This is a genomic window from Chloroflexota bacterium, assembly GCA_026708035.1.
Classification (GTDB): Bacteria; Chloroflexota; UBA11872; order UBA11872; family UBA11872; genus JAJECS01.
Map to the genome: position 1 here is coordinate 37,800 of JAPOVQ010000015.1, position 13,703 is coordinate 51,502.

Here is a 13,703-nt window from a genome sequence, read left to right on the forward strand (position 1 = left end):
CCCGGCTACGTCATTTTTCCGAGTCATGGTAGCCGATGGCGCGCTACGCCTCCCCGCCCGGCGGCTGCATGCGCGCCGCGGGCCAGTGGGCGTCAAAGGCCGCCGCGAAGCGCAGCACGTCGGCGTCGGCATGGCGGGCGCCGACGATCTGAAGCCCGACCGGGAGTCCGGCGCGCGTGACGCCGGCGGGAACGGTGGCCGCCGGCTGGCCGGTCATGTTGAAGGGGTAGACGTGGCGGAACCAGCGTTGGGCCCAGACGTTGGGGTCGGCGGGCCTGCCGTCCGGTTCGTCGATCGGGAGCGGCGGCATCAGGAGCGTGGGCGTCACCAATACGTCGTGCTGCGCGAAGAGGTCGGCCATCTCGGCCCAGAGACGGCGCCGCGCCGAGCCGGCCGCCATCATCTCCATGCCGGACGCCGCCAGCCCGGCTTCAGCCGCCGCCAGCAGGCTGGGCTCGCTGACGGCCCGCACCTCGTCCATCCGGTGCCCCACCTGGGCGGCGAGGAGGGTGGTGAACAGGGTGGCCCATTCGCGGGTCGCGTCGCTGAGCATCGGCGGAACGGTGGCAAGCTCACACCCGGCCGCGCGAAAGGCATCGAGCGCGGCCGTGCAGATGTCCACCACCTCGGTGTCGACCACATCGGCGGCCAGCTGCGGCGCCCACGCCACCCGGGCGCCGTCGGCCCCGGCGACCGCCGCCTCGCGGTAGTCGGCCTCGTCGGGCGGCAGCGTGATCAGGTCGTCCTCGTGCGGACCGGCAATGATCGCCAGCCCAAGGGCCATGTCCACCGCCGAGCGCGCCATGGGACCCAAGTGCGAAACCGCGTCGCGGCCGCCGACGATGGGCACATACGGCACCCGGCCCAGGGAGGGCTTGTGGCCGAACACGCCGCAACAGCTGGCGGGGATGCGAATGGACCCGCCGCCGTCGGAGCCGAGCACCAGCGGCACGTAGCCGGCGGCGAGCGCAACGGCAGAGCCGCTGCTCGACCCGCCGCAGGTATGGGCGTGGCTCCAGGGATTGCGCGTGGTCGGGCCCATGGGGTTGTGGGCGAAGGCCAGGTGCCCGAACTCGGGCATTGCCGTCATGCCAACGATGATGGCGCCGGCCTGTTTGAGGCGCTCGACCGCTGGGGCGTCGCGCTCGCCCACGTCATCCCCGAACAGTCGTGAGCCTCGGTGGAACGCCATCCCCCGCACCTGCACCTGCACCTTGACGGCCACCGGCACGCCGTGCAGCGGTCCGAGGAAATCGCCGCGGTCCACGGCGGCGTCCGCCTCGGCGGCCGCGGCCAGCGCTTGCTCGGGCGCCAGGTCCACAAACGCGTGCAGGCGTGCGTCGGCGGCTTCGATCCGGTCCAGGCTGGCCGTCACCGCCTCGCGCGAGGTCAGCTCGCCGCCGCGAATCCAGCGCGAAATGTCAACGGCGCGCGCGTAGGCCAGATCGTCGGGTGACATGGCGGCGGCTCCATAGGGTCTTTCGGCCACGCGGAGGCGAGTGTAGGAGCCGGCACACCGCGCCGCGAGCCGGAGGGATATCCTCGCGCAAGACGCCTCGGGAGGCTTGCCGTCACGTGGCTCGGGTCCACGCTCCCCCAGAGGAGAACCTTGCATACATGCGCGACATCCCACGCCCGAACCTCGGATCCCCCTCACCCCAACCCTCTCCCTCCAGGGGAGAGGGGGCCGGACCTGCGCTCCAGGCACCGGGGGAGCGAATACGCAAGGGTTTCCAGGCGGGCGGCGATAGGACGAATGGATCACGCTGAGCCCCGCGCGTTGTGCGCCAATGCGCGCGGGACACTGCTGAAGTTGCGGCCACTGCGTCGACGCCTGGCGTGGACGGCGGCGCTGGCGCTCGTGCTGACGCTGACATGGGCCTGCGCCCCGTCCGACGACGCGAGACCGGAAGTCGAAGCGCCCGCGACGGTGGCGGCGCTTGTCGGGACGCCGCCCCCGGCGCCGACCAGAACCCAGCCGGCGCCGGCGACGGCAGTCCCCACCACCGTTCGCGCGGAGGTTTCACCCACCGCCGCGGCTGAACCGGTAGCCGCCACGTCGACGCCTCCGCCAACGCCGTCACCTGTCCCAGCGCCGACGCCCAGGGTGGTCACGCCCACGCCGTCGGCCACGCCGGCCCCTACGGTCGAGCCACAGCCGGCGCGCCCCGTAACGCCCGAGCTCGCGGCGCTGCTGGCGGCCATGGGCCCAAGGCTTGCGGCTTGGCGTGGCCTCGAGCCGTGGGACGTTCCGGCGTCGCTGATGACGCCCGAAGAGTTTGCGGTGTGGCTGCCCGCCCAGATCGACGAGGAGTATCCGGCGGACGAGGCGGCGGCCGATCAGCTGGAGTGGGAGCTGCTCGGTCTGATTCGCCCCGACCAGAACCTCTACGAGCTGCAACTGGCGCTCTATACCGAGCAAGTTGCGGGCTTCTACGACTCAGAGACAGAGGAAATCGTCATCATCGGCGACCACGATGCGGCGGCCCCGATGATCATCGTGACGCTGGCGCACGAATACGTGCATGCGCTCCAAGACCGCGCATTCGACCTGGATGCGCTGGAAGACAGCGTGGAAGGCAATCAAGATGCCTTGGCCGCGCTCTTGGCGCTTATCGAAGGCGACGCGACGGTAGCCGAGTTGCGGTACGCCATGCGGCAACTGAGCCGCGAGCAACTCGCCGAGTTGGGATCGTCCGCGCAGCCGCCGGACAATTCGTTCTCCCGGTCGCCGCCGGCGCTGCAGGCCGTGCTGCTCTTTCCCTATCTGTCAGGCCACGCCTTTGTGACGGCATTGCTGGATGGCGGTTGGCGTGCGGTTGACGCCGCCTATGCCCGATTGCCGGCGTCAACCGAGCAGGTGCTGCATCCGGCGAAGTATGCCGCCAACGAGGCGCCGCTGGAGGTTGATCTGCCAACGCTGATCGACTCGCTGCCCGCGGGCTGGAGTGAAGTGCGGCGTGATGTCTTTGGCGAGTTCATGGTGAACGTGTGGCTGGGAGGAACACCGGCCGTCCCGACGGCGGCAGTAGCGGCTGCGGGCTGGGGCGGGGACGCCTATGCCCTGTATCAGCACGAGGATGGCCAGGGGCTGTTGGTCATGAAGTTTCGCTGGGATACCGAACGCGACCTGGACGAATTCTGGATGGCCATGGTGGACCATCTTGTCGGCGGCGGCCTGGGACCGGGCACGTCGGAAGTGGATGCCACGACGGCGGTCTGGCGCGGTGACCGGCGCACGGCGCACGCTCGGCTCTTGGCGGATTCGGTGCTGGTGGTCATTGGACACGACGCCGCAATCGTTCGGCGCGCTGCACGGTTTCTCGTGCGCGGCTAAGGGTCGGGACGGAAAGGCGCCAGCGGCAACGCCGCGGATATCATTTCCCGGATTGCCAATTCGAAGACACCGAATGAGTCACGATTCATCAGTCCGACCGGACTCGCACCCACCGCGTAGGTTGACCGCGGACGAACTGGCGATGGTCGACAACGTGATGCGCCAGTGCCTGGCGGTGGCTGCCGACGACCGCGTGTTGATCGTGAGCGATCCCCCGAAGCGGGCCATCGGCGAGCTGTTCCATGCCGGCGCGCTGCGGCACGCGGGCGACGTGACGCTGCTGGTGATGCCGGTGGCCGAGCGCCACGGCAGCGAGCCGCCGCCGGAAGTCGCCGACGCCATGCGCGCCGCGACGGTTTGCGTGCTGCCCACGTCGAAGTCGCTGACGCACACCCGCGCGCGCACGGCGGCGACGGACGCCGGCGCCCGGGTGGCGAGCATGCCCTCGATCACCTATGAGATGGCCATGCGGACGCTGGCGGCTGACTACTCGGCCATTGCGCGCGAGTCGGAAGAGCTCGCGGCCATCTTGAGCGCCGGCGCGGAGGTCACGCTCACCTCACCCGGCGGCTGCGACCTGACGTTCAGCGCCGTGGGGCGGGACGGGCTGGCTGACACGGGACACTTCACGACGCCGGGCGACATGGGGAACCTGCCGGCGGGGGAGGCGTTCATCGCGCCGGTGGAGGGCACCGCGACCGGAACCATCGTCATCGACGCGGCTTCGATGATCGAGGACGTACTGCCGGACCCGCCGATGCGAATCCGAATTCAGGACGGTCTGGCCGTGGGAGTGGAAGGCGCCGGCGCCGCCCAGCTTGAAACAGTGTTCGCGGAGGTGGGCGATGGGGCGCGCAACATTGCGGAACTGGGCATCGGCACAAACCCCAATGCGCAACTCAGCGGAAACGTGCTGGAAGCCGAGAAAGTGGCGGGCACGGCGCACGTGGCGTTGGGAGCGAGCCTTCACATTGGCGGCACCGTCGACGTGCCGTTTCATCAGGACGGCGTGATCGCGCGTCCGACCATTCACGTCGACGGCCGCATGATCGTGCGGGACGGGCAGCGGGTGTCGCCCGCCGGCTGAGCACACGGCTTCCAGCAACGCCACTAGAATCGCGGGCCTGCCATGAGAGGGCCGCCAGTCACGCCACACGACTCCGCCGCACCGGTTGCGCGCATCTCGATTCGAGCCGTGGCGGTCATGGCGATCCTCGGCGCACTGCTCGGAGCCTGTGACGTGCCGGGCGTGCCAGCCACGACGGCCCGCCCGCCGGCCACGGTCACGCCGGATCCGACTCCCACCTGGACGCCAATACCGTTTGCCACCGCCACGCCGACCCCTACGCCGTCCGTAACCGCCACGCCGTCCCCCGCTCCGGCTCCGCCAGTGACGCCGGGCGCCACGTCGACGCCTGAGGCGTCCCCAGATGCCGCCGCGTCGCCGACTATTCCGCCAACGCCGACGGGTCCGGTGCCGCCCACCGATGCCGAGCTGCTGGCGCTGCTCCCGGGTCCGGGCGACCTGCCGGACGACCCCGCGTTGACGGTGTTCCAGCCCGGAGACGGCGAAATCACCGCCGATGCAGTGGGGCTGGCCGACCAGTTTCTCGACCCGTTGGTCGTGCGGCGCGGCGAACCGTTCCTGCTTGCGCTTGTGCTGGCGGGGCGCGCGGTCGAGCCCGTGGACGTGCAAGTGGTCAACGGCATCATCGAGCGACCGGATACGTTTCTGGAGAGCCTGGCGCTCGGCCTGGTGGAAGGGCTCCAGGCGGCAGCGCGGGCGGCGGAAGTCACCGAGCTCGAGCCGCTCCCGTCGCCGGGCATAGGCGCCGCTTCGGGCGCCGCACGGACGCGCGTGGCTAGCGGCGGCGACATCTATGAGGCTCGCCTGGCCGTTGCCGTCCGCGACGGCGTCGCGGGGATGGTCATCCAGATCGCGCGGATCGATGACACGGCTGAGCTGCTCGACGCGGTGAGCATCCTGCGGCGCGTGGTGGAAACGGATCTCGTGCGCGGGTGAGGACCGGATCACTACACTGAAGCGAGGCAGTCAGATGCAGAGTGGCATGGCGCCAAGGCCGAGGCACGGTGACGTCGGGCGGCGCTCCGGCCCTGCCGTGCCTCCGTCGCGATAGGCGGGCGACCCGTGGCGCGCGCCGACGTCGATCCCACTCCCCGGATCTTGGCCGTTGATGACGATCCGGCGATCCTGGACATGCTGCGACGCGGCCTGGGCATCGAGGGGTTCGACGTGCGCGTGGCCTCCGATGGCGCGCAAGCGCTCGAGGTCATCAACGCCGGAGCAGCCGACGTGGTGATCCTGGACGTGATGATGCCGGGACTCGACGGCTTCGACGTGCTCAGCCAGGTCCGGGCGAAGAACGACGTTCCCGTCCTTTTCCTGACGGCGCGGGATCGCGTGGCGGACCGAATCCGCGGCCTCGACGCCGGGGCCGACGACTACCTGCCGAAGCCCTTCGCCTTTGGCGAGTTGGTGGCCCGCGTGCGAGCGCTGCTGCGCCGGCACGGGCCGGCCGAGCGCCGGGTGCTGTCCTTCGACGGCGTGCAGATGGACCTCGGGGCGCGGCAGGTCACCGCGATGGGCGAACCCCTGAGCCTGACGCAGACCGAGTTCGAACTCTTGCGCGCGCTGCTGGAGCAGCCGGGCCGCGTTCTCACGCGGTCGGAGTTGCTCGATCGGATGTGGGGCTACCAACCGCGAGCCGTGTCGAACGTGGTGGACGTGTACGTCGGCTACCTCAGACGCAAGCTCGAAACGGATGACCACCCGCGCCTGATTCACACCGTGCGGGGCGTCGGCTACGTGCTGCGAAAGGAGACCGCGTGAGCATCCGGCTCAAGCTGGCGCTGTGGTACGTGGGCTTTGTGGTGGCCACGGTGCTCGGGTTTGGGTTGCTGCTGCATTTTCTCCTTGCGGCGCGGGTGCGGAGCGAAGTGGACGTGGCGCTGCAGGGCCGCGCGGGTCACGTGCTGGAACTCGGTGAGGCCGGCCAGCCGGTCGCGGGCGTGCAACCGACGCTGCGTCTCCTGCCGGACTCGATCGCGTCGCAACTGGCGCAGCCCGACATCTACCACCAATTCGTAAACCCGTCCGGCATCCCCGAAATGACCTCGGCGAATCTGCGCGGACGGCAGCTCCCTGTGACTCCGGGGGTGTACGAGGCGCTGCGCACGGGTGAAGAGCAGTTCGAGGACGTGCGCTTGCAGGACGGCACCCGCATGCGCGTCCTGATTGCGCCGATCGTCTGGCAGGGCCAGATCGAGGGGGTGCTGCAGGTCGCAAGCTCGGTCGACGTCGCCGAGGGCGCCATTCTGCCGTTCCATGGCTATCTGCTCGGCGGGATGGCCGGCGTGGTTGCCGTGGCCCTGGTGAGCGGCTTGTACCTCACGCGCAAGTCCATGAACCCGGTCAAGGACCTGACCCGCACCGCGGAGGCGATCTATCAGGTCGGGGACCTTAGCCGCCGGATCGAGGTTGGGAAGGGCGGGGACGAGATCAAGACGCTGGGCCGGACGTTCAATCGGATGCTCGACTCGATCGAGCAACTGGTGACCTCGCAGCACCGCTTTCTGGCCGACGCGTCGCACGAACTGAAAACGCCGCTGACGGTGATCCGCGGCAATGCCGAAATCCTGTGCCGCGGCGCGGCATCCGGCGCGGACGATGAGGCCGCGGACGCGATCCTGCGCGAAGCCACGCGCATGCAGCGAATCGTGGACGACCTCTTGGCCATTGCCGAGCTGGACGCGGCGACGGAAATGCGCTTCGAGCCGGTGGAGGTGCGCGCGCTGGCCGAGCGAGCCGTCCATGACCTCGAACCGCTGGCGGGGAGCCGCGAGCTGTGGGTGCAGGGGGACGGCGAGGTGCTGATCTCTGGGGACGTCGATAGGCTCGAACGCGTGGTGCGCAACCTGGTGCAGAACGCCATCGCGGCGACCGAACCCGCGGGCCGGATTGAGGTTGACGTGCGACGGCACAACGGCATGGCGCGGCTGGTGGTGGCGGACGACGGCCGCGGGATCGACCCCGAGCACGTGCCCCACATCTTCGACCGGTTCTATCGGGTGGATCCCTCGCGGTCGCGTGCGACCGGCGGCACCGGGCTGGGACTCACGATCGTCAAGCGCGTGGCGGAAGCGCATGGCGGCAGCGTGGAGGCGGGACGCAGCGAGCTTGGCGGCGCGGTTTTCGAGGTGCGTCTCCCCGCGAACGGTCACGCCGTCCCGGCGGAAGACCGCGCGAACCTGAGGTATCACATCTGATCCACCGGCCCGCTTGGGCCGGCGAAATGTTTTCACCTGATTTTCATGATTCGGTCCGGCTGTCGGCCTATGCTCCGAGTGACGCGGCGGACGTCGCCCGTGCTAAACGGAGGAGTGGTCGACAATGACGTCGAACACTGACGGAGACCGGACCGTGGGCGCCAAGCTCATGGCTAATCTGCGCGCGGAAGGCGCGCACCCGGCGACATATCGCGCCGGCGACCTCGTGATGGACCCGGCAGTGGACCGTCCGCGGGTCGGCATCGTGTGCGACGGGGCAATCACCGTCTGGCGGCTGAGCCCGAAGGGCAAACAGCTCGCGACGGCCTCGCTGCGGCAGGGGGATTGGTTCGAGAACCTCTTCCCCAGCGAGACCTACGAGCGCACCTTCATCGAGGCCGATGCGCCGGCGCACGTGGCCTGGCTCGAAGGGGCCGCGTTTCAGCGTCTGCTGCGTAAGTACCCAAGCTTCAGCGTCGAGCTCGTCCGATCGCAGATTCGGCGCCTGGCCGCGGTCGAGACGCGGGCGAGCCACACCGCCTTGGCCAGCGTGGCCGACTCGGTGGCGCTGGCCCTGCTGCAAATGGCCGAACGCGAGGGCACCACGGACCTGGAAGTGACGCACGAGGAGCTGGCGCAGCGTCTCGGCACGGTGCGGGAGAGCGTGAGTCTCGCCATCAGCACGCTGCGGCGGGCGGGCGCCCTGGCGCCCGCGCAAGGGCGCAAGCGGCTGATCTCAATTTTGAGCCTCTCGAAGCTCCAGCAGCTTCTGGGCTACTACCCCTCGGGCACGTAGCCCACGCCCGTCCGGCAGGCTGCCAGACGGGCAACCCCAGGCGTCCAGGCGGTCACCCGCCTGGGCGCCTAGCTCGTCGTCGGCGGCGACGCGGCGTCCGGCGGCGACTCCGCCGAGGAGCGCGGCACGAACCTGATCCGCAGCTGGCCCTCCTCGAGCCGCGCCCGCTGATGCTCCATGCGGGCCAGGGCGCGCGGCAGGACGATGTTGCGCCGCGCCGCGCCCATGCGCACGACCAGCTCGTCCCCGCGGCGGATCAGCGCCGCGTTGCGGCGGTCGATGAAGGGGGCCGGGATCTGAAACTCAAACTCGCCGTCGATTTGGGCAATGTGATACGGGCGCTCGCGCACCAGGACGGCGGCCGGGTCATCATCGCCGTGCATCAACTCCCCCATGGCCCGCAGCCGGTCGAGCCCGACGACTTCCTCCGGAAACTGTGGGATCTGCAGGACGGGCACGGGATCGAACATGGAGTGGATTTCACGCATATAGCGCTGCTGCATGCGGCGCCAGCTGGCGGCAAAGTCTCCCGTGGCCTCCGCGGGGACCAGACGGTTCACCACCAGCGCGTCGGTGATGTGGTCGTACAGCGTCAGGTAGGTGAAGCTGCGCTGGGCCTCGCGAATGACCATCTTTTCCGGATTCACCACGATTCGGACGGTCGATTGGCCCGGACGGGTGAGCAACTCCCGCAGTTTCTCCAGCTCTTCGACCAGCTCGCCCATGGCGACGAAGACGGAATCCTCGGGCAGCGGCAAATCGGTGACCCGCCGCGCCATCGGGCGAACCATGCGCGCGAGCTGGCGATTGATCGGCAGCAGCTTGTCCATCCACCAGCGCCCGACCTCGGGAAACGCCAGCAGGCGCAGCGTCTCACCGGTGGGGGCGCAGTCCACGATCACCACGTCGAAGTCACCCGACTCGACGTGACGGGTGATCCAAAGCAAGTTGGCGAGCTCTTCCATGCCCGGCAGCACGGCGATCTCTTCGGCCAGGAGGTCGTTGACGCCCCGCCAGGTCAGCAGCGCCTCGAACCAGGACTGGACCGTGCCCCAATAGGTTTCGAGGTTGTAGTAGATGTCGCACTCCTGCGCCCACAGTCGATCGGCCACCTTTATGGGCTCGGGGCCGAGCGGCTGGTCCAGGGAGTCGCCGAGGCTATGTGCGGCGTCGGTGCTGAGGACAATGGTTCGCGCCCCGCGCTCCGCACAGCGCAAGGCGGTCGCGGCGGCGACGCTGGTCTTCCCGACCCCGCCCTTGCCGGTGTAGAGGATGACGCGGGCGTCGCTAGCGGGTGGCAAGGTCGGGCTCCAGGTGCGAGAGACTGACGTGCAGCGGCGCTCCGCGCGCGGCGACCACCCGCCCGACGGTGGCCGCGGTCAAGACGCCCGCCGCCGCGAGCGCTTCCCGAAATGCGTGCTCATCCTCCGGCGGAATGGCGATGAGCAACCCGCCGCTCGTTTGGGCGTCGGCGAGGAGCAGCCGCTCAGCGGCGGGAAGCTCAGCTAGCCACTCCACCTGGCCATCGAGCGCGGCCAGGTTGCGCTCGGTGCCGCCCGGCACCTCGTCCGCGGCGATGAGCTCGCGCACCCCGGGGAATACGGGCACGTGGTCGGCGAACACCGTGGCCGAGCAGCCGCTGGCCTGCATCATTTCGCGCAGATGCCCCAAGAGCCCGTAGCCCGTGACATCCGTCATGGCGTGGGCGCCGAACGTGCTGGCCACCTCCGCCGCCGCTCGATTCAGCGTCCGCATGCTGGCGACGGCGGCGTCCAAAGCCTCGGGAGGCGCGGCGTCGTGCTTGAGCGCTGTGCTGATGACGCCCGTCCCGATGGGTTTGGTGAGCACCAGCAGATCGTCGGGACGCGCCCCCGCGTTGGTGATGAGCGCATTCGGATGCGCCGTGCCGATCACCGCCATGCCGAACTTGGGCACCGGATCGTCCACGGAGTGCCCACCCGCGACCACCGCGCCGGCCTCGAGCACCGTGTCGGCGCCGCCGCGCTGGATCTCCGCGAGCACGTCGAGTGACAGCGTGTCGCGCGGAAACCCGGCGAGGTTGAGCGCAAGCAGCGGCGTGGCGGCCATGGCGTAGACATCGCTGAGCGCGTTGGCCGCCGCGATGGCGCCGAAGTCGTACGGGTCGTCGACGATGGGTGTGAACACGTCGATGGTCGCCACGATGGCAAGGTCGTCGCGCACCCGATAGACGGCGGCGTCGTCCATCGTGGCGGCGTCCACCAGCAGGTCGACGTGCGCCATTTGCGGCATGTGGCGCATCACGTGCGCCAGCTCGGTCGGGCTGAGCTTGCAGGCTCAGCCGGCGCCGGGCGAATACCGCGTGAGCTTCGGTCGCGTCACATTCAGAGTCACTCTGGCAATCTACAGTACGCGGGAGGCGCCGCAGGGCTCCAGATGAAGCAGGCCGTGCCGCAGACACTTAGGACATCGGCGGGTCGCCGCTGCCTGCGGCGGGTGCGGGCGGTCGCGCTCGGCATGGGGCTGATCGCCGCGGTGTCGGCATCGGGCGCCGCCGCCCGAGAGCCCGATGTCGACGCGGCCAAGCGCGACTCGCCGGTGGCGATCGCCGTGTCCTCGGGATGGTTCTATCCGGGACTCGGTGAGGACGGCACCGGATTCGGCGTGCGCAACTTTGCCGATGGGCCGCGGTTCTTCGACGCCTTCACGCGCTATGGCGGGCTCGACGTGATGGGATATCCGACGTCGCGCCCGTGGATCGGTCCGGGCGGGTTCATCTACCAGCTCACCCAGCGCGCCCTGATGCAATGGTCGCCGGACGATGGCAAGGTCCAGCTGGCAAACGTCTACGAGATCCTGCGCGAGGCCGGACACGACGAGGCGCTCTTTGCGCGCTCGATCCCCCGCACCGAGCCCGACGAGTCCACGACGCTGGCCGACGCGCGGGCCGTGCGGATGGGCTGGATGACCGACTCAGCGATCACGCAGGCGTTCCTGGCCAATCCCATCGAGGCCGACAGCGTGGATGCCGCCATCGAGCTCCACGGTTTGCCCATGTCACGTCCGGAGACGTTCGGGCCATTCGTGGTACAGCGCTTCCAGCGGACGGCGCTGCAGCACTGGGTGGAAGCGGTCGATGGGGGCCAGCCGGTTGGCACGGTGGTGCTGGTCAATAGCGGCGACCACTACAAGGACCTGGTGCTCGGGGATTCGGCGGTCACGACGCCCCATGCGCATGACGACACGCGCATGCTGGATCTGCGCGACGGGGCGGAGGTCTACGTGGACGCGATTCTCGCCTGGACGACGCAGCGGAACTACAACGTCATCGACGACGCGCTCGCCGAGGCGCTGCGCCTGTTGGAGGGGGTGCCGTCGGCTACGCCGGGCCTCGTGGCCGCCGCAGAGGTCTCCGCCCCGATCCGCTATCGGTCACTCCCAATCGACGTCTACGCGACGTTCAATCCACCGTCGCGAATTGCCGTCAACCGCGACCTCCAGCACGAGCGACTCGAGGCCGTGGCGGCGGTGCTGGCGCACGAGTTGCAGCATCTGGCGGATTTCCACGATGAGCGGTACGTCCCGTCGGACGCTGCATGTCTCGAGGCGGAAATCCGCGCCGTGATTGCGGAAGCGAGCGCCTGGAGCTCACTGATGGGCGCCGCCGGGGCGGAAGACCCGCAATCGCCCCTGGAACGGATGGAGAATTCCCGGCTGCAGGCCGTGCAGGCGGGCAGCGAGACCGTGCGCGCGTTGGTTGAGGATGAGTGGTCCGAGCAGTGCTCCCAGCACCACTGAGCATTGACGGTGCGGGCCGCCGCCGCCTAGCATCGTCCATGGCTGCTAGGAACGCCCCGGAGCCCCGCATGCGTTGGGCGTATAGGCGGCCGGCGGTGGACGCCTAGCGAAACGCCGCCGGCTTCGCGTGACCACGTCGGTGGCACGCCATCCGACGCATGCCGGCGCCAACGCCAGGCGCCTTCCTCAACGAGTTTCATCCATGCCTGCCAATGCCTTTGACGTTCTTGACGCGCGCGGCCTGATCTCGGCCGCCAGCGACGCCGCCGCGCTGCGCCGCGCCCTCGACGGGCCCCTGACCTTCTACGTGGGGTTCGATCCCACCGCGACAAGCCTGACGGCCGGCCACCTGGTGACGCTGATGATGGCGCACCACCTGGAACAGGCAGGCCACCGTCCCATCCTGATTGCGGGCGGCGGCACGGGAATGATCGGCGACCCTTCGGACCGGCTGGACACACGGGCGCTGCTCACGCAAGAGGACGTGGCGGCGAACGTGGCGGCGATCCGCGGTCAATTGGAGCGGTTCGTCGATCTCAGTGAGGGCGACGCCCTGGTGCTCAACAACGCCGATTGGCTGGCCGGGCTGGGCTACCTGGAGTTCCTGCGGGACATCGGGCGCCACTTCAGCGTGAACGAAATGCTGGCCACCGACACCTATCGCAACCGCCTGGAGGCCGGCGAAAACCTGAACTTCATCGAGCTGAACTACCGCCTGCTGCAGGCCTACGACTTCCTGCATCTCTACCGCGAATACGGCTGCACGCTGCAAATCGCCGGCAGCGATCAATGGTCCAACATCCTGGCCGGCGTCGACCTTATTCGCCGCGTGGAGCGCACGCAGGCCTTCGGGCTGGTGGCCCCGCTGCTGACGACGGCGGAAGGCGAGAAGATGGGGAAGACCGCGGCGGGCGCGGTGTGGCTGGACCCCGACCGCACGCCGCCGTTCGAGTTCTACCAACACTGGATCAACCTGGCCGACGCCCTGGTGCCGCAGGCGCTGGGCATGCTGACAACATTGCCCATGTCGGAGGTTGCCGCGCTGCGCGACCTGCGCGGACCGGATATCCGGCGGGCCAAGCAGGCGCTGGCTCACAACGTGACGGCCACCGTGCACGGTCGCGAGGCGGCGGACGCCGCGCGCGAAACGGCCCGGTCGCTGTTTGCCGACGCGGCGGGCGACGCCGAGGCCGTGCCCACGACCCTGGTGACCGCGGCCGAACTGGAGGCGGGCATTCCGATCGTCGACCTGCTGGTGCGCACCGGCCTGGCGCCGTCGCGGGGCGCCGCACGCCGGTTGATCGCGCAGGGCGGGGCGTACATCGGGGAATCGCGCGCCTCGGACCCGGAGGCCGTCGTGGACCGCTCGCAGGTGCCCGACGACGGCCTGCTGCTGCGCGCCGGACGGAAGCGGTATCACCGCGTCGCCGTGGAACCGTAGGTGGCCGGGAATCGCCGCAGGCCGCTACCCTCGAAGCTGAAGCAAACGACCGCTGAGGAGGCTGT

The 13,703-nt window shown here is 69.4% G+C and carries 10 protein-coding genes and 1 pseudogene; 8 read left to right on the forward strand and 3 right to left on the reverse strand.

Features of this window, described 5'->3' with window-relative positions; genetic code table 11:
- Window positions 1-43: 43 nt before the first annotated feature.
- Window positions 44-1,459: an amidase gene (locus tag OXG33_07210; protein ID MCY4113707.1), complete on the reverse strand. Its 1,416-nt coding sequence runs from the start codon at window positions 1,457-1,459 to the stop codon at window positions 44-46.
- Between the two features lie 297 nt (window positions 1,460-1,756).
- On the opposite strand from OXG33_07210, the gene OXG33_07215 reads away from it, so the two are divergent.
- The 6 genes from OXG33_07215 (at window position 1,757) to OXG33_07240 (ending at window position 8,420) form a co-directional block, all read left to right on the forward strand.
- On the forward strand, window positions 1,757-3,337 hold the full coding sequence (locus OXG33_07215; protein ID MCY4113708.1) for a hypothetical protein: 1,581 nt from the start codon (window positions 1,757-1,759) through the stop codon (window positions 3,335-3,337).
- 121 nt (window positions 3,338-3,458) lie between these two features.
- The gene (locus tag OXG33_07220) at window positions 3,459-4,424 is read left to right on the forward strand and encodes an aminopeptidase (GenBank protein ID MCY4113709.1); all 966 of its coding nucleotides are present in this window, start codon (window positions 3,459-3,461) and stop codon (window positions 4,422-4,424) included.
- 42 nt (window positions 4,425-4,466) lie between these two features.
- Window positions 4,467-5,360, forward strand: a complete 894-nt coding sequence (locus OXG33_07225; protein ID MCY4113710.1) for a hypothetical protein — start codon at window positions 4,467-4,469, stop codon at window positions 5,358-5,360.
- A 126-nt stretch (window positions 5,361-5,486) separates the two neighbouring features.
- Window positions 5,487-6,188, forward strand: coding sequence for a response regulator transcription factor (locus tag OXG33_07230; GenBank protein ID MCY4113711.1), 702 nt, complete (start codon window positions 5,487-5,489; stop codon window positions 6,186-6,188).
- Window positions 6,185-7,624: a HAMP domain-containing sensor histidine kinase gene (locus tag OXG33_07235; GenBank protein ID MCY4113712.1), complete on the forward strand. Its 1,440-nt coding sequence runs from the start codon at window positions 6,185-6,187 to the stop codon at window positions 7,622-7,624. The genes OXG33_07230 and OXG33_07235 overlap by 4 nt, the downstream gene beginning before the upstream one ends.
- Before the next feature lie 124 nt (window positions 7,625-7,748).
- Window positions 7,749-8,420: a Crp/Fnr family transcriptional regulator gene (locus OXG33_07240; GenBank protein ID MCY4113713.1), complete on the forward strand. Its 672-nt coding sequence runs from the start codon at window positions 7,749-7,751 to the stop codon at window positions 8,418-8,420.
- Between the two features lie 68 nt (window positions 8,421-8,488).
- Here OXG33_07240 and OXG33_07245 read toward each other — a convergent pair whose 3' ends face one another.
- Both OXG33_07245 and selD read right to left on the reverse strand, forming a co-directional pair.
- Window positions 8,489-9,721 carry an ArsA family ATPase gene (locus OXG33_07245; protein MCY4113714.1) on the reverse strand — a complete coding sequence of 411 codons (1,233 nt, stop codon included), beginning with the start codon at window positions 9,719-9,721 and terminating at the stop codon, window positions 8,489-8,491.
- A pseudogene (gene selD / locus OXG33_07250) lies at window positions 9,708-10,721 on the reverse strand (selenide, water dikinase SelD). The gene OXG33_07245 and the pseudogene selD overlap by 14 nt, the downstream one beginning before the upstream one ends.
- A 114-nt stretch (window positions 10,722-10,835) precedes the next feature.
- Here selD and OXG33_07255 point away from each other — a divergent pair.
- Window positions 10,836-12,197, forward strand: a complete 1,362-nt coding sequence (locus OXG33_07255) for a hypothetical protein (protein ID MCY4113715.1) — start codon at window positions 10,836-10,838, stop codon at window positions 12,195-12,197.
- 202 nt (window positions 12,198-12,399) lie between these two features.
- Window positions 12,400-13,638, forward strand: a complete 1,239-nt coding sequence (tyrS, locus tag OXG33_07260) for a tyrosine--tRNA ligase (protein ID MCY4113716.1) — start codon at window positions 12,400-12,402, stop codon at window positions 13,636-13,638.
- Window positions 13,639-13,703: the final 65 nt, after the last annotated feature.

Coding starts and splice junctions, on each gene's coding strand:
- tyrS (MCY4113716.1), top strand. CDS start 12,400: ATGCCTGCCAATGCCTTTGACGTTCTTGACGCGCGCGGCCTGATCTCG.
- OXG33_07210 (MCY4113707.1), bottom strand. CDS start 1,459: ATGTCACCCGACGATCTGGCCTACGCGCGCGCCGTTGACATTTCGCGC.
- OXG33_07215 (MCY4113708.1), top strand. CDS start 1,757: ATGGATCACGCTGAGCCCCGCGCGTTGTGCGCCAATGCGCGCGGGACA.
- OXG33_07225 (MCY4113710.1), top strand. CDS start 4,467: ATGAGAGGGCCGCCAGTCACGCCACACGACTCCGCCGCACCGGTTGCG.
- OXG33_07255 (MCY4113715.1), top strand. CDS start 10,836: ATGAAGCAGGCCGTGCCGCAGACACTTAGGACATCGGCGGGTCGCCGC.
- OXG33_07240 (MCY4113713.1), top strand. CDS start 7,749: ATGACGTCGAACACTGACGGAGACCGGACCGTGGGCGCCAAGCTCATG.